General features: G+C 38.1%; 22 protein-coding genes, 1 tRNA gene, 1 rRNA gene and 1 pseudogene. 14 read left to right on the forward strand and 11 right to left on the reverse strand.

The genetic code is table 11. The annotated features are described in order from the left end of the window. Nucleotides 1-1965 (reverse strand): beta strand repeat-containing protein (locus tag J536_RS22335; RefSeq protein ID WP_032064007.1); only part of this gene is annotated, 1965 nt, incomplete at its 3' end. A 372-nt stretch (nt 1966-2337) separates the two neighbouring features. On the opposite strand from J536_RS22335, the gene J536_RS25530 reads away from it, so the two are divergent. Beyond that, the gene (locus J536_RS25530) at nt 2338-2457 is read left to right on the forward strand and encodes a hypothetical protein (protein WP_227504977.1); all 120 of its coding nucleotides are present in this window, start codon (nt 2338-2340) and stop codon (nt 2455-2457) included. Nucleotides 2458-2545: 88 nt separating this feature from the next. After that, a tRNA-Arg gene (locus J536_RS22340) sits at nt 2546-2622 on the forward strand. Nucleotides 2623-2737: 115 nt separating this feature from the next. Here the strand turns inward: J536_RS22340 and J536_RS22345 are convergent. After that, on the reverse strand, nt 2738-3430 hold the full coding sequence (locus tag J536_RS22345; RefSeq protein WP_032064008.1) for a nitroreductase family protein: 693 nt from the start codon (nt 3428-3430) through the stop codon (nt 2738-2740). 223 nt (nt 3431-3653) lie between these two features. Here J536_RS22345 and J536_RS22350 point away from each other — a divergent pair, with 223 nt between their 5' ends. Further along, nucleotides 3654-4151, forward strand: a complete 498-nt coding sequence (locus tag J536_RS22350) for a YcxB family protein (protein WP_005804627.1) — start codon at nt 3654-3656, stop codon at nt 4149-4151. Between the two features lie 39 nt (nt 4152-4190). Next, nucleotides 4191-4832: a fumarylacetoacetate hydrolase family protein gene (locus tag J536_RS22355; RefSeq protein WP_005078301.1), complete on the forward strand. Its 642-nt coding sequence runs from the start codon at nt 4191-4193 to the stop codon at nt 4830-4832. Nucleotides 4833-4935: 103 nt separating this feature from the next. Here the strand turns inward: J536_RS22355 and J536_RS22360 are convergent, their stop codons facing one another. After that, nucleotides 4936-6183, reverse strand: a complete 1248-nt coding sequence (locus J536_RS22360) for a YihY family inner membrane protein (RefSeq protein WP_002119535.1) — start codon at nt 6181-6183, stop codon at nt 4936-4938. A 360-nt stretch (nt 6184-6543) separates the two neighbouring features. Here J536_RS22360 and wrbA point away from each other — a divergent pair, with 360 nt between their 5' ends. Next, complete coding sequence (wrbA, locus tag J536_RS22365; RefSeq protein ID WP_005078299.1) at nt 6544-7146, forward strand: NAD(P)H:quinone oxidoreductase; 603 nt, start codon at nt 6544-6546, stop codon at nt 7144-7146. Between the two features lie 51 nt (nt 7147-7197). On the opposite strand, the gene J536_RS22370 is transcribed toward wrbA, so the two are convergent. The 3 genes from J536_RS22370 to J536_RS22380 all read right to left on the reverse strand — a co-directional run bounded on the left by J536_RS22370 (nt 7198) and on the right by J536_RS22380 (nt 9389). Next, nucleotides 7198-7773, reverse strand: coding sequence for a xanthine phosphoribosyltransferase (locus J536_RS22370; RefSeq protein ID WP_002119547.1), 576 nt, complete (start codon nt 7771-7773; stop codon nt 7198-7200). 72 nt (nt 7774-7845) lie between these two features. Then, entirely contained in the window at nt 7846-8559 is a 714-nt protein-coding gene (locus J536_RS22375; RefSeq protein WP_002119525.1) for a DUF3108 domain-containing protein, read from the reverse strand. 158 nt (nt 8560-8717) lie between these two features. Beyond that, nucleotides 8718-9389, reverse strand: a complete 672-nt coding sequence (locus J536_RS22380) for a hypothetical protein (RefSeq protein WP_014207723.1) — start codon at nt 9387-9389, stop codon at nt 8718-8720. Between the two features lie 232 nt (nt 9390-9621). Between J536_RS22380 and J536_RS22385 the strand changes: the two genes are divergently transcribed. Continuing rightward, the gene (locus tag J536_RS22385) at nt 9622-10506 is read left to right on the forward strand and encodes an energy transducer TonB (RefSeq protein WP_032064009.1); all 885 of its coding nucleotides are present in this window, start codon (nt 9622-9624) and stop codon (nt 10504-10506) included. Between the two features lie 51 nt (nt 10507-10557). On the opposite strand, the gene ybeY is transcribed toward J536_RS22385, so the two are convergent. From ybeY to miaB, 3 genes are read right to left on the reverse strand one after another with little or no spacing between them, the layout of a single operon-like run. Continuing rightward, a complete protein-coding gene (ybeY, locus tag J536_RS22390; RefSeq protein ID WP_017481656.1) occupies nt 10558-11034 on the reverse strand; it encodes an rRNA maturation RNase YbeY in 477 nt (158 codons plus the stop codon). A gap of 9 nt (nt 11035-11043) precedes the next feature. Continuing rightward, complete coding sequence (locus J536_RS22395; protein ID WP_002119513.1) at nt 11044-12132, reverse strand: PhoH family protein; 1089 nt, start codon at nt 12130-12132, stop codon at nt 11044-11046. A gap of 37 nt (nt 12133-12169) precedes the next feature. After that, complete coding sequence (miaB, locus tag J536_RS22400; RefSeq protein WP_002119558.1) at nt 12170-13621, reverse strand: tRNA (N6-isopentenyl adenosine(37)-C2)-methylthiotransferase MiaB; 1452 nt, start codon at nt 13619-13621, stop codon at nt 12170-12172. 287 nt (nt 13622-13908) lie between these two features. Here miaB and J536_RS22405 point away from each other — a divergent pair, with 287 nt between their 5' ends. The 4 genes from J536_RS22405 to J536_RS22420 all read left to right on the forward strand — a co-directional run bounded on the left by J536_RS22405 (nt 13909) and on the right by J536_RS22420 (nt 18188). Further along, nucleotides 13909-15852: a lytic transglycosylase domain-containing protein gene (locus J536_RS22405; protein ID WP_032057396.1), complete on the forward strand. Its 1944-nt coding sequence runs from the start codon at nt 13909-13911 to the stop codon at nt 15850-15852. A gap of 57 nt (nt 15853-15909) precedes the next feature. Then, nucleotides 15910-16572, forward strand: coding sequence for a ribonuclease T2 family protein (locus J536_RS22410; RefSeq protein WP_005804634.1), 663 nt, complete (start codon nt 15910-15912; stop codon nt 16570-16572). Nucleotides 16573-16783: 211 nt separating this feature from the next. Then, nucleotides 16784-17770, forward strand: coding sequence for a malate dehydrogenase (locus tag J536_RS22415; RefSeq protein WP_002119517.1), 987 nt, complete (start codon nt 16784-16786; stop codon nt 17768-17770). A 172-nt stretch (nt 17771-17942) separates the two neighbouring features. Then, entirely contained in the window at nt 17943-18188 is a 246-nt protein-coding gene (locus tag J536_RS22420) for a DUF2789 family protein (protein ID WP_013196798.1), read from the forward strand. 63 nt (nt 18189-18251) lie between these two features. On the opposite strand, the gene J536_RS22425 is transcribed toward J536_RS22420, so the two are convergent. Together J536_RS22425 and J536_RS22430 are read right to left on the reverse strand one after the other, a co-directional pair. Further along, nucleotides 18252-18779 carry a hypothetical protein gene (locus tag J536_RS22425; protein ID WP_002119538.1) on the reverse strand — a complete coding sequence of 176 codons (528 nt, stop codon included), beginning with the start codon at nt 18777-18779 and terminating at the stop codon, nt 18252-18254. Nucleotides 18780-18846: 67 nt separating this feature from the next. Continuing rightward, a complete protein-coding gene (locus J536_RS22430) occupies nt 18847-19452 on the reverse strand; it encodes a 2OG-Fe(II) oxygenase (protein ID WP_032064010.1) in 606 nt (201 codons plus the stop codon). 117 nt (nt 19453-19569) lie between these two features. On the opposite strand from J536_RS22430, the gene J536_RS22435 reads away from it, so the two are divergent. The 4 genes and pseudogenes from J536_RS22435 to J536_RS0104825 form a co-directional block, all read left to right on the forward strand. After that, nucleotides 19570-20427: a 23S rRNA (adenine(2030)-N(6))-methyltransferase RlmJ gene (locus J536_RS22435; RefSeq protein WP_032064011.1), complete on the forward strand. Its 858-nt coding sequence runs from the start codon at nt 19570-19572 to the stop codon at nt 20425-20427. A 41-nt stretch (nt 20428-20468) separates the two neighbouring features. Beyond that, entirely contained in the window at nt 20469-21302 is an 834-nt protein-coding gene (gene pssA, locus J536_RS22440) for a CDP-diacylglycerol--serine O-phosphatidyltransferase (protein ID WP_002119541.1), read from the forward strand. 17 nt (nt 21303-21319) lie between these two features. Next, nucleotides 21320-22406 (forward strand): annotated as a pseudogene (locus J536_RS22445) (DUF6670 family protein). 443 nt (nt 22407-22849) lie between these two features. Next, nucleotides 22850-23044 (forward strand): 16S ribosomal RNA (locus tag J536_RS0104825); the annotation flags it as partial.

Raw genomic sequence — 23044 nt, forward strand, 5'->3', positions numbered from 1 at the left:
ACCACCAGTTACACCGCCGATAATGTCAGTCACGATTTCAAGAGGATTACCACTAACACCGCCAGTTACACCACCAATAATGTCGGTTACCACGCCAAGTGGGCTATCACCACTTGTTGCGCCGCCGATAATGTTATTAATAATTCCAGTAGCAGTTGTGCCATTTGTAATCAGCGTATCGAGAATACCGGTAGCAGATTCAGTAGCACCTTGGATATCACCACCAACTAAATCAGAAACAACTTCAAGTGCACCGTTTACTGTGTCACGAGAAGTTTCGAAAGTTAATGTGCCGAGGTCTGCAAGTTCAGAAACAGGATGTTCTGCTTGTGGAAGAATGCTGATAATTGTATCTGCAACTGTATCAATGCCAGTGTTGATAATTTCAGTTTTTAAGCTTTCTACGCCCTGAAGAATATCAATACCGCCTTGAACAACATCAATCACTGGAGAGATTGGGGAAGTTCCACCACCGATACCACCTGTTACACCGCCAATAATGTCAGTAATTACTTCAAGTGGATTACCATCAACACCACCAGTTACGCCACCGATAATGTCAGTAATTACTTCAAGTGGATTACCGTCAACACCACCAGTTACACCGCCGATGATGTCAGTAATTACTTCAAGCGGGTTACCGTCAACACCACCAGTTACACCGCCGATAATGTCAGTCACGATTTCAAGAGGATTACCACTAACACCGCCAGTTACACCACCAATAATGTCGGTTACCACGCCAAGTGGGCTATCACCACTTGTTGCGCCGCCGATAATGTTATTAATAATTCCAGTAGCAGTTGTGCCATTTGTAATCAGCGTATCGAGAATACCGGTAGCAGATTCAGTAGCACCTTGGATATCACCACCAACTAAATCAGAAACAACTTCAAGTGCACCGTTTACTGTGTCACGAGAAGTTTCGAAAGTTAAAGTGCCAAGATCTGCTAGGTCTGAAACAGGATATTCAGTTTGTGGAAGAATACCAATAATAGTATCAGCAACAGTGTCGATACCAGTATTGATGATCTCAGTTTTTAGACTCTCTACACCTTGTAGAATATCAATACCGCCTTGAACGACATCAATCACTGGAGCGATTGGAGATGTGCCATCACCGATACCGCCAGTTACGCCGCCGATAATATCAGTAATTACTTCAAGCGGATTACCGTCAACACCACCAGTTACACCACCGATAATGTCAGTAATTACTTCAAGTGGATTACCGTCAACACCACCAGTTACGCCACCGATGATGTCAGTAATTACTTCAAGCGGGTTGCCATCAACGCCACCAGTTACACCACCAACGACATCTGTAATGCTTCCGACAACGTCAGTAACAATACCTGTCGCAGTTGTACCATTAGTGATTAATGTTTCAACGACACCAGTAGCAGACTCAGTTGCGCCTTGAATGTCTCCACCCACTAGATCGGAAATGACTTCAAGCGTGCCATTTACTGTGTCACGAGAAGTTTCGAAAGTTAGAGTGCCAAGATCAGCAATTTCAGAAACAGGGTGTTCAGTTTGAGGAAGAACACCAATGATAGTATCAGCAACAGTGTCGATACCTGTGTTGATGATTTCAGTTTTTAGGCTTTCAACACCCTGAAGAATGTCGATACCACCTTGAACAACGTCAATAACTGGAGCAATTGGAGAAGTTCCAAGATCAATACCGCCAGTTACTCCGCCAATAATATTAGTTACTGTGTCTACAGGACTTGTAGAACCGATACTGCCAGTAACAGTACCAACGGCATCAGAAACAAGGCCTGTTGTGGTTGTTGTAAGAGTATTTGTTACTGTAGATAGAGTATCTGAAAGTAAACCAGAAGTTGATATCTGGCCTTCAATAGAAGAACTACCAGTTACAGTAGTGTTCACCGATACAATATTACCCAAATCTTGAGTAATTTTTGATATCGAAGATACGAGGTTTGTTAGTAAGAACATGTTGGTCTATTTCCTATATAATTTTGTATTTTTAAGTAAGTATTATTTATTGCGCTTTATAATTAATGAGATGTGTATCTCAATAATTGCGATTTAGTATTGGTTAGATCTCAAAAGCTGTCAATGTGTATTTTTAGTCACATTTTTTGTTATTAAATAATATTTAAAGAAATAATAATTTATTTAATTTAGACATAAAAATAATAATAATTTTTATATTATATAATTTTAACTAATTATTTTTTTAATCATATTTTCACTTATTTGAGGCATTATCTTAGTCAAATTTCAAACAGTCTTATAATGGTTAGGTTCAACCAGAAATATATTATTTATATAATGTTGACTAAAACAGTAGCCTTTATCTTCTAGATAGATGGCAAAAAGCTTCAAAAATTCTATAAAACTTATTTGAAAAAAAATATTTCAGATACATCTTTGGTGAGCAAAGTTTCAATAACTTTAGCTACAAAGCTATGTAAACTTGAGTGATGGCTAAGAACTAGACGTTTGATGACAGAAAGATGAAAAAAGGCTTCCTAAGCCTTAAAAAATGCGTATAATGCGCAACATCAAGTACGCGCTCATAGCTCAGCTGGATAGAGCACTTGGCTACGAACTAAGGGGTCGGGAGTTCGAATCTCTCTGAGCGCACCACTTGAAGAATTAACCGCTATATATAGCGGTTTTTTTGTACCTGTTTTTTATTAGTTCGATTTAAAAGCTGGTGCTCATGGCAACCAGCTCTTAAATGATTTGAAGTTGAAAAAAATTAGCCAAATGTTTTAAAACGGCTTTCGTCTTCAATAAAAGCTTTTTCACCTGCTTCGCCTTCAATTGAACCAAATACTAATTGGGCTCTTAGTTTCCATTGCGCAGGAATATCAAAAGCAGCATTAATTTTCTCATCGATAATTGGGTTGTAATGTTGTAAAGAAGCTCCAATACCTTGCTCAGCCAATACATTCCATACTGCAAATTGTGCAATTGCTGTTGAGTGTTCAGACCAAACTGGGAAATTATCAGCATATAATTCAAATTGCTCTTGTAGACCTTTAATCACATCTTGGTCTTCAAAAAATAAAACTGTACCAGCACCCGCTGCAAAACTTTGAATTTTTTGTTCAGTTCCAGCCAGTGCTTCGGCAGGAACAATAGTTTTTAATACATCTAAAACAATATTCCAGAAATTTTGATGAGACTCATTAAATAAAATTACAATGCGAGATGACTGAGAGTTAAATGCTGAAGGGCTATGTTTGACCGCTTCTTGAATTAACCCTTCAATCTCCGAAGGAGTATGTTGTAAGTTTTTCCCGATCGAATAAATAGAACGACGTTTTTTAATTAATTCTAAAAAGCTTGGCTGATTGAAAAGAGGGGACTCTTGAGTGGCTTGAGTAACCACATCTTTTGAGACTGTTGTTTTTTGATTTAAGCCAAATAATTTTGCAAAGAAAGACATGAGACATTCCACTAAGAAGGTAATGCTCTTATTGTAGAAATTTTAAAAACTGAGATAAACTCAAAAAATATGAATCTACGTTCTATATATGCAACGTAGTTGATCTTCGAATCTCATAATAAGCTCTACTTTTAAACAAAATAAAAAATAGCCTTTGATTCATTTTAAAGCTGAAATGAATATGCTCTAATAGTTTCGATTTATTGAGTATTGATGCAGTGCAATGACTGAGCAAAAAACAGCTTTATCTTTACGTTACTATTTGAATTTAGAAGAGTCACAAGATGGATTTTCATTAGTGACATTTGGGAAAAAGCAATTTACCCGTTTTCTTACACCTGCAATTAGTATCGCAATTATTATTTGGGGATTTTATTTAGGTCTCTCTGGGGTTGGACGATATTATGTCGGGTTAGGCGTATTTTTTCTGGTGATGCAAGGCCTGATGCGTTACTGGCTTTTACCTATGTTATTTAAGCGTCAATTTGTTCGTTACCAGTTTGGAAAGAGTGAGCAGGGAATCGACTTATATCAAGATTACTTTGAGCTTTATGCCAATGGTCGTAAGCAGGTGATGCAATATACGGATGTGCAAACTTTTGCTAAAGGTAAATTGACCTACATGCTTGAGCTAAAGAATAAAACTGTAATTATTGTACCAAAGCGCGCATTTGCACAGGTTTCAGATCAAACCATATTTGAAAATACATTTAAGAAATAAATTATTGGAATTATTAGCCGCAACAACAAAGGAAGCCTCATGAATACACGTCCTTCAAAAATCGTTTGCGTGGGCAGAAGTTACGCCGATCATGTCAAAGAATTAAATAATGCTATGCCTGACAGCCCTATATTATTTATTAAACCACCGAGTAGTTTGATTGGTTTAAATGACGGTATTTCTTGGAATCCAGCGTGGGGCAGTTGCCATTTTGAATGTGAGTTGGTGTTACGTATTGATCAACCTTTGAAAGGTGAAACAGATCCTGAAAAAGCTTTAAAAGCGATTGGAGCAGTAACTTTAGGTCTTGATTTAACAATGCGTGATTTACAGAATGATCTGAAAAGTAAAGGCCACCCATGGGAGCGAGCTAAAGCTTTTGATGGTGCTTGTGTTTTGGCAGATTGGGTTGATACAAAAGAAATTACCAATTGGCAAGAGACCAAATTCACTTTCCATATTAATGATGAATTGCGTCAAGATGGTAATACTGCACTGTTAATGTTTACTATTGGTGAACTTTTAACTGATATTAATCAGGTTTTTTCACTAGAGCCAGGTGATGTGATTATGACAGGTTCACCTGCTGGGGTTGGACCATTACATGCAGGTGATCAGTTGAAAATGACATTAAAAGGTGCAACGCAAGATTTTGCATGGGAAACTTTTGTAAAAGCATAACCCACTCCTAAAATTGCCAATTTTTAACCCTATTATTTTTTTAATAATAGGGTTTTTTATTGGGTAGGAAAGAGTGTCTGTACTATTGAAGAGTTCTACTTTCTTATTTCTCTTCAAAAATTGTTGAGAGCGGAATAGAAAGTTTTGCTGCTAAATAATCATTAGATTCGACCAAGGCGGGTCCTATTTTTTCCATCCATTCATCGTCATCATGTACATTCAAAACATCTTCACGTAATGGTAAAGGGTATGGAAGAGCAGTGAAAAAGCTCCAGAAGTCAACTTGGGATAAATTGCGCGCAAGCACATATTCATCTTTATCGGTACGTTTAACCAAATTTTGCTCTTCAAGTAAAAGTACATAAGCTGGCCAGCGGCCAATTTCTCCGCGACCTAAAATTTCTAAAGCTTCTTTGTCACTTACACTTTCACCGAGTTTCTGTTTTTTATAAAACAGCTCAAGAATATCTAATAGCATTAAAACAGGATGACGTTTTTGCTCTTTACCCGAGTGAAAAGCAGTTAGAGCAAAACTTACTTCTACACCAAGTAAAATAATGTTCCATGACAGGAAGATCCATAGAAGAAAAATTGGCACTGCTGCAAATGCACCATAAATAATTTCATAACTAGTGAAATTTGACATCACAAAGCTAAAGAAATTTTTGAGTATTTCGAACAGTACCGCACTTAAACAAGCCGCTATTCCTGCTGCATAAACTGGGACTGTACGATTGGGAATGGTCCAATATAAAATGAAGAAACCCAAAATAGTGAGTACAAAAGAAATTAGCCAGAGTAGAAATGCGCCATCAAGTTGATAACCTGTGAAGTTATTGCTTAATAAGTTCATCGATGCAACTGTTGATGAAATAACAAATGCACTGCCTAAAATAATCGGACCTAAAGAGATGATTGTCCAATAGCGCATAAAGCCCATAATGCCACTACGAGTTTCTTTTACACGCCAAATACGGTTAAAGACGGTTTCAATTGAGGTCAGCATTAAGACAGTAGTAACGAATAAAAACAGCACACCAATAACGGTTAAGTTGCTAGATTTTTCTGTAAAAGCATTTAGCGCTTTATCAAATGCAATCGTACTTTTCGGTAAAAAATTACTATAAATTAAATGTTGCAGCTGTTGTCTTGCGGGTTCTAACGCTTTGATTGAAGAAATAATTACTAAAAAAACCGTTAACATCGGCACAACTGCGAATAGCGTTGTATAGGTGAGAGAGCCAGCTTGTTCACGGCACCGATCAGCTTCAAAACGCTTAAATACATATAAAACGAACTGAAACCAGGTTTTATTATAAAAAGGAAGTTTACTTAAAAAACGTTGTAACATGCGTCGTCTATCCCGATTTTTTTAATCATCATGTTGGGCGATTGATAGCTTATGAAAGTATGAGCTTAAGTACTCAAATCGTAGATTAAAGCAAAATAATAACTTATAGAATTAAAGTCGTTCTGTAAGTTTACTATGTGCTATAGAAAGAATTGTAGCCATAAACTTTTTTCAACAAAGTAGGCTTTCTGTTGTCTAAGCAAGGGTTTACCAAAAGTAGATAAACTTTTTACTCGATGAGTCCGAGAAATTTGCTCGCATTATCTTTTGTGCTACCTCATCAATCACCTTTAGAATTTCATAAAATTGGTTGCGCCAAAAAAATAAAAAATCCCGTATAGTGTCTTTTTAACAAAATTTATGAAACCGATGCAACCTTACATTCTTGTACTCTATTACAGCAAATATGGTTCTACTAAAGAAATGGCTCATTTAATTGCCAACGGTGTTGAGTCTGCGGGTATGTCAGTGAAAATTCGGACAGTACCAAATATTGCTCCAGCTGTCACAATAGCCGAGCCAAGTATTCCGGAAGAAGGTGATATCTATTGTACGTTAGATGATCTAGCGAATTGTTCAGGTTTAGCGTTAGGTTCTCCAACCCGTTTTGGCAATATGGCAAGTGAAATGAAATATTTTTGGGATCAAACAACCAGTCTTTGGCTCAATGGGGCATTACATAATAAACCCGCTTGTGTTTTCACTTCTTCTGGTTCAATGCATGGTGGGCAAGAAAGTACTTTACTCACTATGCTACCGCCGTTATTTCATCATGGCATGATGATTTTGGGATTACCTAATGCAATTCCAGCCTTATCTAATACTAAAACAGGGGGAACACCTTATGGCGCAAGCCATGTAAGTGGACCGCGTCATGACCAAAACTTAAGTCAGGATGAAAAGATTTTGTGTGAAGCTCAAGGCAAACGTTTAGGAGAGGTTGCCAAAAAGCTTTTAGTTTAGTTTTGAGCAAATAAAAAAGAGCGGATATCCGCTCTTTTTTAGGTGTACATCTTATTCTTTTACAAAAGTAACTTTGCCATCTGTAAGAGAGTGTACACGTGCTAATGATTCAACGCGGTAGCCTTTTTCAAGCAATAAATCACGACCTGGTTGGAATGATTTCTCAATCACAATACCCACACCTACAACTTCTGCATTTGCTTGGTGAATTAAATCAATCAGGCCTAATGCTGCTTGACCATTTGCCAAGAAGTCATCAATAACTAATGCTTTATCAGTTGAATGAAGATGTTTATTTGAAATCGCAATCGTGCTTTCAGTTTGTTTAGTAAAACTAAATACTTTAGAGCGATATAAGTCATCTTTTAAGGTCAATGACTGATATTTGCGAGCAAAAATTACAGGTACACCAAGTTCTAAACCTGCCATGATTGCAGGTGCAATACCTGATGCTTCAATGGTAATAATCTTGGTAATCCCTGCATCTTTAAAGCGAGCGGCAAATTCTTTACCAATCTGCTGCATTAATACAGGATCAATTTGGTGGTTTAAGAAAGCGTCGACTTTCAAGACTTGATCAGATAGAACGATACCTTCTGTTAAGATTTTCTGTTCTAGTGCGTGCACGGGAGAATCCTCTAGACGGATGCTTTTTAAAGCAAATGCGTATTTTAAAAAGCATCCAAAAAAATGCAAGCTTTAATTCGTCTTACCTGTATAACTTGTTAATAACAATCCATAAGAAGTTTTACCATCAATATGACTGACTTTAACTGGTAAATAATCTAATTTCGGAGCTAACCAAAAGATTGTACTGCGTTCAGGTTTGTTGTGTTGTAAAACCACTTTAATGGTATCGAATGTTCCATAAGAGGTTTTAATTTTCTCATTACCTTGTTTTACAAATCGACGATTTTCAACTTCTTTTGCATCTGCAAGTGGATAAGAGGACTTCAGTGAACCATTTTTTAAGTCTTCACGCAGTTGTAACTCTGCGTTTAACTCATCAAGAACGCCTGCCTGCCAAGCAAATGAACGAGCTTTATCATCTTTCTTGGTAGAGATAGTTTTGCTATTTGGATTAAAGTTAATACTCATGGTGTTGTTATGAATCAAAATTTTGCTGGTACGGCTAAAACTTTGAGACCCAATTTTACCATTGGTGAAACTAAATTTACTTGTTTCACTTGCGGACGCAATTCCGCCTGCTTTTGCAGTGAATTTATAAGTCCAGTTATTACCTTGTTGGCTTAAGGCACGTGTAGCCGACCCCATGCCTTTATTATTGTAAGTAAACTGATAATTTGCCTGAAATGGGCTCATGGCAAGTGCATGGCTTGAGAAGCCTGCAAAAAGCAAAGTTGTTGAAATACCTGTTGCGATGCCAAACGATTTCAGAAATTTTGTTGCCATAAGTAAATATCCTTGTACAGACTAAAAAGTCAGTGCTGATGCATCTGTAACTTAAGCATATTATGCCTGTTGATCATGGAGAAAAAATCAGGATTTATGCTAAATGTGTAATCTATTTGTGTTTTTTGGCAGTTAATTCATCTTCATTTATAAACCGTTTACTCATCTTTTTGCTGAATTGGCGTTATTTCAGAATCTGTGAATTCTTCTTCAAAATCGTCGTCCTGATCACGAGAAAGTAAGGCTGCTAAATTCACATTTCCAAATACAACTAACTCAGCTTCACGCACTCGTGCGTAATTTATATGTACTTTGCCTAATGTTTCGATGATGCTGGCTTTTTTGCCAAACCAACGGTTGAGATCAAGAAAAATGAGTTCATCGCGTTCTTCTGCTACATTAAAACGTTCAAGAATCATCCCCAAAGGGTCTTTTTTCAAAATTTTATGGTAATAAAAAACTGCGGCTTTTACGGCGATCTTTTGCCAAAAGTTTTTATATTTCGCTTCAATAATTTGTGTATTGCTAATTTGTTCAAAAACTAAAAGTTGTTGTTCTTTATTAAATTCCATCTGGATCAGTTTTAAATCAACCGATAGTGTGGTTTCTAAACCTTTTACATGCATGGTTGCATATAATCTTAACCAGTCATGATAAAGATCTGCATGTAGGTCATCTAAAAACTCAACATTATTTGTCACGTAACGTTGCAAAGTAGCATTCAGAAAGGTTTGCGATAATGTAAAATCTCTTTCTTCCTCAATGAATGCTTCTGCTTTTTTATAGACTTTTTGAAGGCGTCTGACTAATGAGGAAAATAGCGTTTGCATAAAAGAACTTCCAGAAGATAATTTACTAAAGAGCCCACACAATCTTTATTATGATAAAAAACGGGTTTTGATATTGCAGTGTAGCAAATTTACTTGATACATTTTGACAAAATGAAAATGGATAAAACCCTATATTTGAAGTGAATCACACTTTTATCCATATTTGAATATCAGTTTGTATTTTATTCGGTATTAAACCGTGGGGAAAAGGCATTTATATGCTTTTAAGATTATGTTGAACAAAAGAAGTTTATCCATAGAGCCTTTTCATCATTGGTGGCAAGACCGAGTCTTTATTGCCGCAACAATATTGGCAATCTTACTGCATATTTTTGTATTGCTCATTCACTTTGCCATGCCTAGCCCCTCAGAGCAATCTACTAAAGAAATTGCAATTTCAATTCGGCCAAGCAATGAGCCAGTTCACCAAGCAGATTTTTTAGCGCAAGCAGATCAGCAAGGTGCGGGCGCATTTCGTGAAGCTCATCGGACTTCTAGTGATACTCCAAATCCGATGCTCAATGATGCTTCAACTGGAAATACTGAGTTAGAAAGTTTGCAAAAGATACAGCAACAAAGAGAGCTTAAATTTGAAGAAAAAGTTTTAATGACGGTTTTGAGTTGGCAGAAACAAGCGGATGCAAGCCAAAGAAAAAAAGAACTAGAACAACTACAAAGTCAATTTCAAGCAAAAGCTGCCATGGTTGCAAGCCTTGAAGCACAATATTTGCAACGCCAACAAGATTTCAGCCGTCAGCAAAAAATAAAGACAGTAGACGGAATTCAAGCGAAGAAAGAGGCTTCAGCTATTTATTTAGATAAATTTCGTGAAAAAGTAGAGCTTTACGGTAATCGCTATTACCCTGAAGAAGCCAAACAGCAACAGCTAAGAGGTGAAGTGCGTTTAATGGTTATTTTGAATGCTCAAGGCGGAATTCGTGCAATCCGTCTGCTTGAAAGTTCAGGGCATTCAATACTAGACGAAGCAGCTAAGTCTTCAGTACGTCGCGGTGCACCATTTGGGCATTTTGATGCGAATATGAAAGATATTTCGGAGTTGCGTATTGTACGTACTTGGCGTTTTGACCCAGCTGAAGCTGAATTTGAGGTTCACTAATTAAAAAATGTGGATAACTTTTAGGATATCCACATTTTACTAATAATCACATTATTCCTGATAAGGGTTAGCAATATTGAGTTTTGCTAAAATTTCAATTTCTAAGCCTTCCATTTCTTCTGCATCTTCATCACTAGTTTCATGGTCATAGCCAAGCAAATGTAAAACACCATGTACTAATAGATGTGCAAAATGATTTTGGGCAGTTTTTTTCTGTTCTAATGCTTCTTGTAATACCACTGGAATACAAATAACTAAATCACCTAGAGGTAAGGCATCTAGCATTGGTAAAACTTCTTCTGGAATATCACTTGGGAAAGATAAAACATTAGTTGGTTTATCTTTTTCTCGGTATTGCAAATTGAGTTGCTGGCTTTCTTCCAGATCAACGCAAGCAACCCCAATTTCACAATCTTCTTTATAACCAACGTGGCGTAAAGTTGTCTCAATAATTTTTTTGAGTTGAGCTCGTTTGAGCTCTAACTCAGGTGATTGAAAGTCTTGTTGTAAACTTAAACTGATTTTCAAAATGAATCCTTAAGCATCCTGATGTTGCAAGTCTGCTGCTGTATCGTTTTCAGCAACTAATGCTTCTTGACGTGCTTTACGTTCAGCACGTGCTTCAGCATTAAGACGCTGTTGTTCACCATCCCAACCTTCATACGCTTCAACAATTTTTTGAACAAGTTGATGACGTACAACGTCACGGGAATGGAAACGGGTAATATGAATTTCTTTAATGTTCTCGAGTACACGTAGTGCATGTGCCAAACCAGATTGTTGGCCTCGAGGTAAATCTACTTGGGTAATATCACCTGTAATCACTGCACGAGAACCAAAACCTAAACGGGTCAAGAACATTTTCATTTGTTCTGGCGTTGTGTTTTGGGCTTCATCCAAAATTACAAATGAATGGTTAAGTGTGCGACCACGCATATATGCAAGAGGTGCAACTTCAATCACTTGACGCTCGATTAACTTGGCAACTTTTTCGAAGCCGAGCATTTCGTAAAGAGCATCGTAAAGAGGGCGTAGGTATGGGTCGATTTTCTGAGTTAAATCACCCGGTAAGAAACCTAGCTTTTCTCCAGCTTCTACAGCAGGACGTACAAGTAAAATCCGTTGGATTTCATTACGTTCGAGCATATCTACTGCGGCGGCAACTGCTAAATAGGTTTTACCTGTACCCGCAGGGCCAACACCAAAAGAAATATCGCTTTGCAAAATACGTTGTACGTAGCGTTTTTGATTGGCACCACGTGGGTTAATACGGCCTTTTCGAGTTTGGAAATAGACATCCATTGGTGCATCATGTTCATCCATTTCTTCTCCAACTAACTCGAAATTACGTTCAGTTTGAGAAGATTGAATTAACAGATGCAACAGATCTGCACTGATTTGCTGGGATACCTCAGACTCTTCGTAGAGTCGTTGCAATAATGCTTCGGCTCTCCCAACAGCATCTATCTCACCATCGATATGAAAAACATCTCCACGATGAGTAATTTTGACATCTAAACGCTGTTCAATTTGCTTAAGGTGCCCATTATAGGCACCCAAGATGCTCTTTAAACGTTCCATTGAAATTTCAGGAAATGTTACGGTACGTCGAATCGCTGCAGTCAAGAGAAAACCTTTCAGTAGACTTTAGAATACCTCTACATTACGCCACGTCAGGCTCAAGATTCAAGAGCTCACCGTAAACTAAATTTAAAGTTTTAATTTCAGTAATCTCGATCTCTGCAAAACGACCTACCCAAGAAGCATCACCTACAAAAGTGACTAGACGTGTATTATCGGCTGTGCCTAGTAAAATATTAGGGTCTTGGTCCGAAACTTTTTCAATAAGAACACGTTCAATTTTGCCAAGCATTGCATCAGTTTTTTCAATGCTAGATTGTTTAATCACTTTTTGAACTTGAGCTAAACGCTCTTTTTTAACGTGTTCAGGCGTAGTATCAGGCAAGTCTGATGCAGGTGTACCTGGACGTTTTGAATAAACAAAGCTATATGAATGATCAAAATCTAAGTCTTTGATAAATTGAAGTGTTTCGGCAAAGTTTTCATCAGTTTCACCAGGGAAACCAATAATAAAGTCACTCGATAAGTGCATATCAGGACGTATTTTTCTTAATTTGGCAATCTTGTCGATATAAACATCAATCGTATGATTTCGCTTCATTGCCTGTAAAACATCATTTGATCCACTTTGAACAGGTAAGTGTAAATGCGACACCATTTGAGGTAAATCTTCATAACACTGAATTAGCTCGTCAGAGAACTCAAGTGGGTGCGATGTTGTATAACGTAAACGTCCAATACCTGGAATTTCTGCAACGAGTCGTAACAATTCAGGGAAGGTACAGATGCCACCTTCAAAGGTTTCTCCGCGATATCCATTTACATTCTGACCCAGAAGTGAAATTTCACGGACACCTTTTTCCGCAAGACCTGCAATTTCTGCAAGTACATCATCTAATGGACGAGAAACTTCTTCACCTCGTGTGTAAGGAACTACACAGAAAGAACAGTATTTAGAGCAGCCTTCCATAATAGAAACGAATGCTTTAAAGCCTTCTACACGTGGTTCGGGTAAAAAGTCGAATTTTTCAATATCTGGGAAAGAAATATCAACCAGTTTGATTTTATCTTTTTTAGGTTTTTCTACTTGAGCATTATGTTGATCAAGCATTTGCGGTAAACGGTGTAATGTTTGTGGACCAAAAATCATGTCTACATAAGGCGCACGTTTTTGAATGTTGTCACCTTCTTGAGATGCAACACACCCACCCACACCAATCACAAGATCAGGGTTTTTGTCTTTGAGTTTACGCCAGCGGCCTAATTCACTAAATACTTTTTCCTGCGCTTTTTCACGAATAGAACACGTATTCATGAGCAGAATGTCTGCTTCATTAGGGTTGGTCGTTAAAACGTAGCCGTGAGAATCCCCTAAAAGGTCTGCCATACGGTGACTGTCATACTCATTCATCTGACACCCTTGAGTTTCAATATAAAGTTTTTTTATTGAAACATCAGTGGTGTGCGTTGGCTGGGTAACAGTGTTTTCTGAGGCAGCTTTGGCACCATTGGGAATGAAGGTTTGAACCGTCATGCAGGCTCCTAACAGATCGATCTAAAAAAGAATAAATTGGCCCAAAATGGGTCAAACCATCTATTATAGCAGTATTTGAGCTGAACCGATAACAGTAAACTTTCAGAACATGACACAGTTTTTGTGAAGTAAATTAGGCGAATTTTAATGATGTTGAATCATAGAGTTACATAACACAACAAAAGAAAGCACGAAGAATAATTAAACTATGCGTTGAAGGTGAATAGTCAGGGTTTAGCACATATATGAGACCAAGTAGAAAGAGCTCATCAATCCATAGTCGTGTAATGAAAAATAAATATATGCATCGTAGCTGGTTAGGAGCTATGTGTTTACTTGGTTGTTCATTTACCTATGCTGCCGAAGAGCAGTTTAATGATGCACTAAATGCTGCAAATAGTGGTAATACTGCGTTATTAGACCAATATCAGCTTGCTATGCAAAATGATGTGTTGGGATATTACCCAGAATATTGGAAACTTAATACAAACCTTGGCTTTCAACCTACTGCCTCTATCGTAAGCTTTGCTCAACGCTATCCACAATCAGCAATGGCTGAAAAATTAGCAGCCGATTATGTTGAAGAAAAAGTTAAACAAGCTGACTTTGCATCTGCACAACCCGTCTTATCTTATGTCACCAACCCTGACCAAGCCGAAAATTGTGCTTTGGCACAGGTGCGGGCGAAAAGCGGTGATGCATTAGTTTTTGCTGAATATAAAGATGTTTGGTTAGCAACTGAGTCACAACCAGAATCTTGCTTGGGTTTAGGGCGCATGATGTTATCTAGCCCTTTAATGAGCGCACAAGATAAACAACAACGTCTATGGGTGCAGTTGCGTTCAGGTCTGTCTGGGCAAGCGCTTGCTACAGCACAGACTTTGGGTTTGAATTTGTCTTTGGCTCAGCTTAACCAAATTCAGGCTAACCCACTTAACTATTTATGGAGTGCGCCTAAGACAAATGATGCAGATTATGCTTATTTGATTTTTGCGTTAGGGCGTTTAGCTAATAATGACTTAAGTAATGCTTTTTCAAATGTGCAGCGTGTTGCCCAAGGTACGCCACAAAATGTACAAAAATATTTATATCGTACGGTAGCCTATATTGGTGGCACCACGGTAATGAAAAATAATTTTAATCGTGAAGTTCTTCAATACTTTGATGCAAGTTATGGTTATCCATTAAGTCCGGAAGAAGCTGAAATTTATGCGCGCCAGGCGATTCGTTTTGGGGCGTGGGAAAGTTTAATTCGCGCTATTGATAGTATGACGGTAACCCAAAAACAAGAAGATCGCTGGCAATATTGGCTTGCTCGGGCATCAGAGCAGCGTGGAGATAGTGCTTCTAAAGCAACAGCGCAACAAATTTATAGAAAACTGGCTCAGGCTGGTGATGACTATCATAACCTTTTAGCAAAAGATCGCTTAGGTGAACGTTATAACCATCAACCTTATGATGATCAGCCAACGGCAAGTGATTTAAGACGTTTAGATCAGAATATTCACTTTAATCGTGCTTTTACTTTAAGACGTATTAATGCAAATCCAACTTACACGAATCGAGAGTGGAATTGGGCAGTTCGTCAAGCATATCTTCAGCATGATGACGGTTTACTTTTAGCTGCGGCAAAGCGTGCTCATGACATGGGCTGGTATGACCGTGCAATTTATGCAGCAGATCGTACAACAAATAAGCATAATGATACTTATCGCTATGTGACTCCTCATAAGACTAATGTCGTAAGCCATAGTTACAATGCAGGAATTGACCCCGCATGGGCTTATGGTTTAATGCGTCAAGAAAGTCGGTTTGTTACTTCTGCGCGTTCTCACGTTGGGGCGGGCGGTCTTATGCAAATTATGCCTGATACAGCGAAGTTGATTGCACGTCAAATGGGTGAAACTTATAATCCGGCTGCATTAAATGAAATGAATACCAATATTCGATATGGAACATTTTATTTGTCGATGATTCAGGGACAATTAAGCAATAACCCTGTTTTGGCGACAGCAGGTTATAATGCGGGGCCTAATCGGGCTAGACGTTGGCAGCCGGACTATCAATCAATTTCGGCTGACCAATATACTGAGACAATTCCATTGTTAGAAACCAGAGACTATGTCAAGCACGTTATGACGAATGCAACACATTACGGCGTAATATTGGGTCAAGGCGCCCAGTCGTTATCGCAGCGTATGAAAGTCATTCCAATGCGTACGTCGCCTTAGCTTTAAGGTGGTTGATGATGGATCTTCTTTTAATTGGCATATTCAAGTTTTAATTAAATGAAATATAGATATTTGGAACTTCGTTCAATTTTGCAACTTGCATGGTGGCTCATCTGTGCGGGAGTAGGATTGATGAGTTCCGTTTTACATGCCGAACCTGTTAATTTACAGGGGTATGTTATGCATGTGCAAATGACACCTGCCGCATGTGCATTAGATCCCTCTAAACAAAAACAACGTAAATGTCTTGAAGGATATTCACTGACAATTACAGGCCTTATGCCGGAAACAAACCAAAGTAACTGCTCAACAGACAGTTCTGCAACCTTATCTCCATTGCAAGCCAAAGTCGTAGCTCGGGTTATGCCTGATAATAATGCTCGTGTACAGCTATGGAAAAGTGTAGGTGGATGCGTTCCTATGAATGCAAGCCAATATTTCCGTACGGTTATTAATTTCGCTGAACGTTTAAAAATTCCGGCCAGTCTCACAAGTTCAACAAATGTTGAAATGCAGCAATCTGCGTTAAGACAGCAGTTTGTACGTCTTAATCCGAGCTTACCTCAAAATGGTATCCGTTTTAGTTGTCAATTATCACGTTCGGATGTGGTCTTAACGGAAGTGAAAGTTTGTTACACGGTAAAGGGCCAATATAAACAGTGTGCAAATCATGTGGTATCGAATTGCCCTGGTGAAATCATGATTAAAGGTAGTTATTAAAGATTACAGACATTTCGTAAGGAAATGCTCACCATACATTGAATCTATTTGTAAAGATTAATTTGTATTTTCTATCAGACTTTTGGTGAAAACGAGTGGCTTTTACATGCATCTGCCAAATCTTTAGAGTACAATCTTTGCCGTTTATGATGATTTGGTTAGATGGAATTCCTATTTAGCCCGATTAAGGACACTCATTGGAGACAATTACATGAAGCAACCCGTTCGTGTTGCCGTGACTGGCGCTGCAGGTCAAATTGGTTACAGCTTATTATTCCGTATTGCAAGCGGTGAAATGTTAGGTAAAGATCAACCTGTTATTTTACAATTGCTTGAAGTTCCAGTTGAAAAAGCACAACAAGCGCTTAAAGGCGTAATGATGGAACTTGATGACTGTGCTTTCCCTTTATTGGCTGGCATGATCGGGACTGATGATCCGAAAGTTGCATTTAAAGATGCTGACTACGCATTATTGGTAGGTTCTCGTCCACGTGGTCCTGGTATGGAACGTGCTGACTTGTTAAAAGTTAACGGTGAAATTTTCATCGGCCAAGGTCAAGCATTAAACGAAGTTGCTAGCCGTAACGTTAAAGTATTAGTTGTAGGTAACCCTGCAAACACTAACGCTTACATCGCAATGAAATCTGCTCCAGATCTTCCAGCGAAAAACTTCACAGCGATGTTGCGTCTTGACCACAACCGTGCGTTGACTCAAGTTGCTCAAAAAGCTGGTGTTGCAGTTGCTGATATCGAAAACTTAACAGTTTGGGGCAACCACTCTCCAACAATGTATGCTGATTACCGTTTTGCAACTGCAAATGGCGAAAGCTTAAAAGACAAAATCAACGATCCAGCTTGGAACAAAGACGTATTCCTTCCAACTGTTGGTAAACGTGGTGCTGCGATCATCGAAGCGCGTGGTTTGTCTTCTGCTGCTTCTGCTGCTAACGCTGCAATTGACCATATGCGTGACTGGGCGCTTGGTACAAACGGCAAATGGGTAACTATGGGTATTCCATCTGATGGTTCTTATGGTATTCCTGAAGGCGTTATGTTCGGTTTCCCTGTTACAACTGAAAACGGTGAATACAAAATCGTTCAAGGTTTAGAAATCGATGAATTCAGCCGTGAGCGTATCAACTTCACTCTAAACGAGCTTGAAGAAGAACGTGCAGCAATTGCTGACATGGTAAAATAATTCATCAGCTTGATGAGTTAAAAAAGCACTCTTTTAGAGTGCTTTTTTATTAAATCCTGAAAAAGCAAACACAAAAAGCAACAAGAAAATATAGACACTATCATGCAAGTAAAAACGTTTTATTGTTAGATTAGTTAATAGATGATTTAAAAGAAGTTATAGGAGAATAACAATGTTTGAACAGCAACCGACTTTAGAGCTTTTATTTGATCAGTTGGGTTTAGCTTCTGATGAAGCAAGTATTGAAAACTTTATCAAAACACATCAATTGCCAGCCGAGCAAAAATTACATGAAGCGTCTTTTTGGTCAAAGGGCCAAAGCGATTTTTTGAAGAGTCATTGGGAAAAAGATGATGAGTGGATTGTGGTGATTGATGAACTGAATGAACAACTGCATGAAGACAGTGTGAAAAAATAATTTCAAAAAAATAAAGCCTGTTTTACAAGTAATACGTAAAACAGGCTTTATTGCATTAAGAGTTTAATGTGTTTTTACTTTTAATTTATCTTTATACCATGGCTCATGACGTACAAGGTCAAATACAGGTTGGCCATGAAGCAATTCAAGATCACATGTAGACGTTGATAAATATTTAGTTAACCAATGTCGTGTTAATGCTGACTCTTGTCGTGCTGCTGAAGCATATGCCAAGAAGAAATAGATATCAGCATGTTCATGATGTGCTAATGGCTTCAAAATTTGTTGAGTAATCAACGCAAAACGTTTTTCTTTATTTAGTTCAAAGTAAAGCATATAGGCTTTGGCTAAATGTAAAGACAAATTAAGATATAAGCTCAATGGCATTTCTTCATATTCCATGCGAGCTTGTTCAAGCAAGACAATAGCTTCTTGTAAGAAATGAAGTTGTTCTTGGCGAACACGACTTAATACTACAAGTTGCATGCGTAACTCAGCACGCTCTAAAGCAAGCTCAGGCGTATTTTCAGTCAAATAAAGTTGGTCTGTTTCACCAATTCGGTTCACAATTGTTTTACTTTCAATAGACATACGCCATCACCTTTTTTAATCAATAGCTCTTATATCGGGTTCATTTATCAAATTTAAAGAGTAACCTTTAAACCCAAATAGAATTTCCGCTACGAAGCCAAGCTGTAATAGAGAGTCTTTGCTGTTTTGAAATTAATACTTCATGTAGTAAATCGCTTTGAAATATTACCAGTCGATTGGGTTCAGGATTAACAATATGCCATTTCTCGTTTTTATCTTGTAGTCGCAATTGCCCACCCCAATCCTCTTGCCATTCTGGATGTAGATAATAGACAGTTGAGATAATACGATCATTTTTTTGTTGAGGATTGTCTCGGTGTAAAGCATAAAATTCACCCAAATTATAACGGGCAAAATGAGCTTCAACCTCTTTAATCCCTAAATAGAATGCTTGATTTAGACTTTGTGAAAATAAAGTTAAGGTTTCAATATGTTGCTGAGCAATAGGGAGCTGATCGTTAATCCAGAGAATATAGTCGCTACGAATATTGCTTACAATGCCGTTTTGAATGCCTGCTTCTCTAAATTCATCCATATGATGGCTACATTCTTGAGAAACCTGTGCGCGATATTGATCTGGATATGCTTGATTTATAATGGCAAAGCCATGCGCATTTAAATCATCTAAAATTTGATCCAAATTCCATGAATCAGGAAGTGAATGAGAGTGCATATAACCTCGAGTAGATCGTAAAAATATCAAGCAGCTCTATTTTAGATGATCACAACCTTACGAAAGAATATTTTTTTCATGTTAAACTATTTGTTGAATTGAGGAATTAAAGTCAACATGAATTACCGTCACCATTTCCATGCGGGCAACTTTGCAGATGTTATGAAGCATGTGCTTTTGCTACAGCTTCTCAACCGTTTAAATGCTAAAGATAAACCTTATCGTTATATCGATACGCATGGAGGGGCAGGCAAATATGATTTATCTCTGGCACCTGCACAAAAGTCTGGAGAGTTTCTCACAGGCATTCATCGTCTAGTTCAACTATCTGATATGGAAAAGCGTCAGGCACCTGAAGCAATCCAACAATATTTGAAGTTAGTCGAACAATTGCGTTCTGAAGAAGGTAAGGGAAGCTATCCAGGTTCTCCTTGGTTCGCTCTGCAAGGCATGCGTGAAATCGACAAGGCAACTATATTTGAAATGCAGCGTGATGTATTTCAGCAATTACGTCATAACATTCGTGATAAACGTGCAGGTTTACATGAGCGCGATGCATATGAAGGCTTGCTTGGCGTAATTCCGCCAAAAGAAAAGCGCGGTCTTGTTATGATTGACCCTCCTTACGAATTAGAACGTAAAGACTTTCCGCAATTAGTTGAACTTTTACAACAAGCTCATAAAAAATGGCCAACAGGCGTTTTTGCAGTTTGGTATCCAATTAAAGACCGAGCGATGATTGAGCGTTTTGAAAAGAAAATGTTTAAAACGGGTATTCGCCGTCAGTTAGTTTGTGAAATTTGTGTGTGGCCAGATGACACGCCTGTAGGTCTAAATGGTTGTGGTCTATTAGTGATTAACCCACCTTGGCAGTTCTCAGAACAAGCAGACCAAGCACTACAATGGTTATTCCCACATCTTCGCATGCAAGAAACTGGTGGTCATGCTGCTGTTCGCTGGCTGGTAGGTGAGTAACAGTTAACTTAAATCAATGCACATGTTTGGAATAGAAAATAATGACAAATGCGCCTAAACCAGAGCAAGATTTAACTCATAATGAACATTCATTTGATGGGATTACATTTGAAGTGGTTGAAGAAGAAGATAATCCGGAAGGACAAAAAGTGAAGCGCCGAGGTATTTATCTTTGGCCTAACTTAATTACAACCGCTGCTCTGTTGTCCGGTTTCTATTCCATCATTGCAAGTATGAATGGGGATTTTAACCAAGCGATCTATGCCATTTTTATTGCAGCGCTATTAGATGGCTTAGATGGTCGAGTTGCTCGAGCGATTGGTGCACAAAGTGCTTTTGGCGAACAATATGATTCTCTCTCAGACTTGTTAGCTTTTGGTGTGGCTCCAGCAATGCTGATGTATAGCTGGAGTTTGCATGATTTAGGCCGTATTGGTTTAGCTTGTTGTTTTGTTTATACAGCCTGCGCAGCCTTCCGACTAGCGCGTTTTAATGTGCAAATTGGCGTTGTTGATAAGCGTTATTTTATCGGCATTGCAAGTCCACTCGCTGCTATTATCATTATTTCGCTCGTCTGGGTTGCTCGCGATTATCCTTTCATTTTTGATTTACGTGATATTGCGATTCAAACTATTAATGCTGTTCTTATGGTAATTGTGGGATTACTCATGATTTCCAATATTAAATATTATTCTTTCAAGCAGATGGATCGTAAACGCGTTCCTTTTGTAGTTATGTTGCCAGTAGTACTGATTTTTGCGGCAATCACTTATAATATTCCAATGGGCATTTTGACAGTTTCAATTATCTATGCTCTATCTGGTTTTGTTACGACTTTATTTGCACGCAAGAGTAATGAAACACTAAAAACATAAAATAGAAGAGGTTCAGTATGCCTAAGTTGATAAGTGAAATTAATCAATTACAGCAGCTGGGCCCTAATGCTAAAGAGGGGGTTGTTTATCAACCTTCTCGTGGCTTTTTTAAAATTGTTTATCAAGGCTTGATCCTTCCAAATTTACCAACCCCACTTCGTTATTTTAATTATATTAGTTTAGTGGGACAGCCACGTATTCCTCTGTGTTATAACGCCCATAGCATTACAACTTCAGCTATCGACACTGCAACAGTGCTTGTAAGTAATAGCCAACATAGTGTGGGACATTTAAAAACATATTCTATTCGACGCCAATGCCAGTTTGATTCGGCGCTATATCAATTTGATAAAACCGATCTGATTCAATGGCAAATTCCCGTGATTCGCCTTCAGAGATTAGACCCAGAAATGGGGTGTGATCTTACGATTCAGATTCCAGAAAATATATCTAATGCCTCTGCTTTGCAGTGGGGTGTTTCTGACTATTGGTCAACACTATGTGTATGTGAAGGTGAAATTTTTTATAAAGGACAGAAATATGAAATTGAAGGGTTGGGACGATTTAAACACGCGCGAGCTTTGCACTTGCCGTTCTTATCTTTATGTTTCTATACATGCCAAATTATTAACTTAAATGAAACGACGCAGCTTGCATTCTTACAAATAAGAAATCAGTGGAATATTATCCTATGTTCAAGATTAGATATTCAAGAATTTGGGAAGCCTGTTGAAAGTTTTACAGAAGACGTAAATTTACATATCCACCGAGTTTATCCAAAGGTTAAAACACCGAATGGTAAAGAGATGTACTTGCCAAGGGAGTTTTCTTGGCAATGTGAGAAAAATGGGAAAATAATTTTTGAGCTTTATGCACAAAGCCGTGGTGACTATAAGTTTGGTTTGGCGGCTGGATATGTGGGAAGCTTTCAATATCAATTAAGCTGGAATGAACAGTGTCTGCAAGGAGAGGGGGGATACTGTGAATATATTGATTGTCGTCCACTTAGATGGCAAGAAAAGAATCAAGACGAGAAAATTTTAGATAAATTGATGCTTTTACAACCATGTTTATATAAAAAATGACTATTTTTATCATTTTTGATTAAAAAGCGAACTGTTGTTGCACTAATATTAAAAAAGGTATTGCAAAGGGAATGAGATGGTCTATAATGCACATCCATCGGCGGTGATGCAGATAGAAACTTGTTGAAAAACAGTTACTTGGAATTAAGTTGGTTGCTTTAAGTGATGAATTTGATGGTGAGTTGGTTTGAGAGATAAGTTTTAAAAATATCGAAATTACCTGTTGACTTTTAAGAGATTAAGAGTAATATAGCCGACCTAGCTTGCTGGTGACGAACCAGGAAGAAGATCATTAAGAGAATTGAAGAACAACTTGTGTGGATTTTTACTGATTGATTAATCGAAATAATTTTCATTGATTGATTGGTTTAAATTACTCGAAGTTTATTTGAGCGAAATTTAAGTCAGTAATTGATGAGCCAGAATTGGCACCTTGTCTTTAAATAAGGTGCAAAATGATTTTAACTGAAGAGTTTGATCATGGCTCAGATTGAACGCTGGCGGCAGGCTTAACACATGCAAGTCGAGCGGAGAGAGGTAGCTTGCTACTGATCTTAGCGGCGGACGGGTGAGTAATGCTTAGGAATCTGCCTATTAGTGGGGGACAACATTTCGAAAGGAATGCTAATACCGCATACGTCCTACGGGAGAAAGCAG

Source organism: Acinetobacter sp. 809848, from assembly GCF_000581275.1.
GTDB lineage: Bacteria > Pseudomonadota > Gammaproteobacteria > Pseudomonadales > Moraxellaceae > Acinetobacter > Acinetobacter pittii.